This window comes from Hyphomonas sp. UBA3195, assembly GCF_002366485.1.
Lineage (GTDB): Bacteria > Pseudomonadota > Alphaproteobacteria > Caulobacterales > Hyphomonadaceae > Hyphomonas.
Window position 1 is genome coordinate 165,241 of the sequence record NZ_DEXB01000002.1, and the last position, 1,908, is coordinate 167,148.

Annotated in this window: 1 protein-coding gene; it reads right to left on the reverse strand. The window is 66.0% G+C overall.

All coding sequences use genetic code 11. The annotated features are described in order from the left end of the window. A partial coding sequence (locus B2344_RS01095) for a DNA-packaging protein (RefSeq protein WP_290484479.1) occupies positions 1-1,093 on the reverse strand: 1,093 nt, incomplete at its 3' end. Positions 1,094-1,908: the final 815 nt, after the last annotated feature.

Consider the following 1,908-nt stretch of genomic DNA (forward strand, 5'->3'; position numbering starts at 1 on the left):
GCAAAAGTGCCCAGATGGCCCAGACCAGCGCATCCACCCGGTCAGGCGATCCGCGAAACCCTTCCGCGCCGAACTGGCACATCTGGTCTTCCAGCGTCGGCAACAGGCCGACATGCGCCACCCGCCCCTGCTCATACAGCGTCGCCACAGGCGCGGCCCGTGCGCGCTTGCCCAGCTGCGCATGCACCAGCCGCACCGGCACATCCGCCCCGGCGCTTTCCAGCACCTGCCGCACCATTTCGCCGCCCTGATTGGACTCGGCGATGATCTCCCGCGCGCCAACCTCGCGGCACACCGCAACCGCTCGCCTCGCCCAGTCGAGCGGCCTCAGGCCCGGCGCTGACGCATCGGCCAGCACATAGGCGACCCCGTCGCGCACGCCCGCCGCAATAATCCCGCAGGCATCCGCCGCAGGCCCGCTCGTTGCGGGCGGGTCCACAGCCACGATCACATCTTCCAGCATGGGCGGCGCGCTCACCCGCGCCGCATCAATCATCTGCCTACGGAACAATGCGCCTTCGGCATCTTCCAGCAATTCGCCATGAATTTCCTGCCGGGCCAGCGCGCTGCCCCCATAGGCCGCCTGCATCGCCGCCACGAACCCATCTGACAGATTCTCCGCATTCTCGGCCATGCTGGCCTGACGCACCAATGTCCCCGGCCCGGTGAGCAGACCCTTGAAGAAATCCGTCGGTCGCGGCGTGGTCGTCGCCATCACGCGCGGGTCCGCGCCCAGCCTCAGCCCCATCTGCAACGTGTCCCACACGGCCTGCCCCCGCATCCATGCGGCGATCTCGTCACACCAGGCCACATCAAATTGCGGCCCGCGCAAACTGTCCGGATCTTCGGCAGAGAACACATGCGCTTCCGCCCCATTGTCAAAGCTCAGGATCCGCCGGCTGGGCGAGTAGTGTGGGCGGCGGCACTTCAGCGGCTCGATCCATTTCAGCCCGCTCGGCCCATCGATCATCACTTCGCGCACATCGTGCAGGGCTGGTCCCACCAGCGCCGCCCGGTGACACCGCCCGTGAATCATCGACCAACGGAGCCATTCGGCCCCCGCCCGCGTCTTCCCAGCGCCGCGTCCGCCCATGAACACGAAGCTCCGCCATCCGCCCGGCGGCGGCACCTGTATATCGCGGGCGTGCAGAATCCACGGATTCTGGCTGACCAGGCTGCACTCCCATTCCGCCAGCGTGCTCCAGTCGTTGCTCTGCGCCGCCTGACGCGCCCTTTGTTTGAAATCCGGCAGCAAGGGCGTCCAGCCGGCATTGCTCAGCGGCTGGAGAGAGTTCGTCTTCGGCGTCTTCGGCGTCTTCGCCCGTTTCGTCTTCGTCGGCACGTCCGGCAATCCGCACATCCTCATCCCCTTCCCAAGTCGCCACCGCCATTTCCATCCGCCGGATTTCCGCCGCCAGCCGCATGATCAGGCCACTCAGCGCGCGCAACTCCTCCGGCGTCACATCCGCCGCCATCATGCGGTCCACTGCCATGTCGTGCGCTTCGCTCAGCGACAGGCGCTGGCGCTCCAGCGGTCTCTCCGGAGCGTCGAGCCCATTGTCCCGGATCACACGCCAGACTGTGCTGGCGCCCCGGCCAACCTGCGCCGCGATCTCCGCCATGCTCCGCCCCAACAGGCGCTGGAGCCGGACCTGCCGGATCAGGCGTTGACGATGGGGCTGTCGGATCATTCGGGCCTCCTGCGGTGAGAGGGGCAATGTCGCATGGGTGCGGACCCCGTCGAATTCAGGCTCCGAAAACCCTCAAGCTTTCGGGATGATTCGCCTGCTCAACCTCAGAGCGACGCCAATAAGTGTTGCGGGAAAAGCACGAATTTTTCCCCGCATGGCAGGCACTTGCCCCATTTTCCTAAGAATTCCGGGGGCGTCATAAAAACATTACGCATCT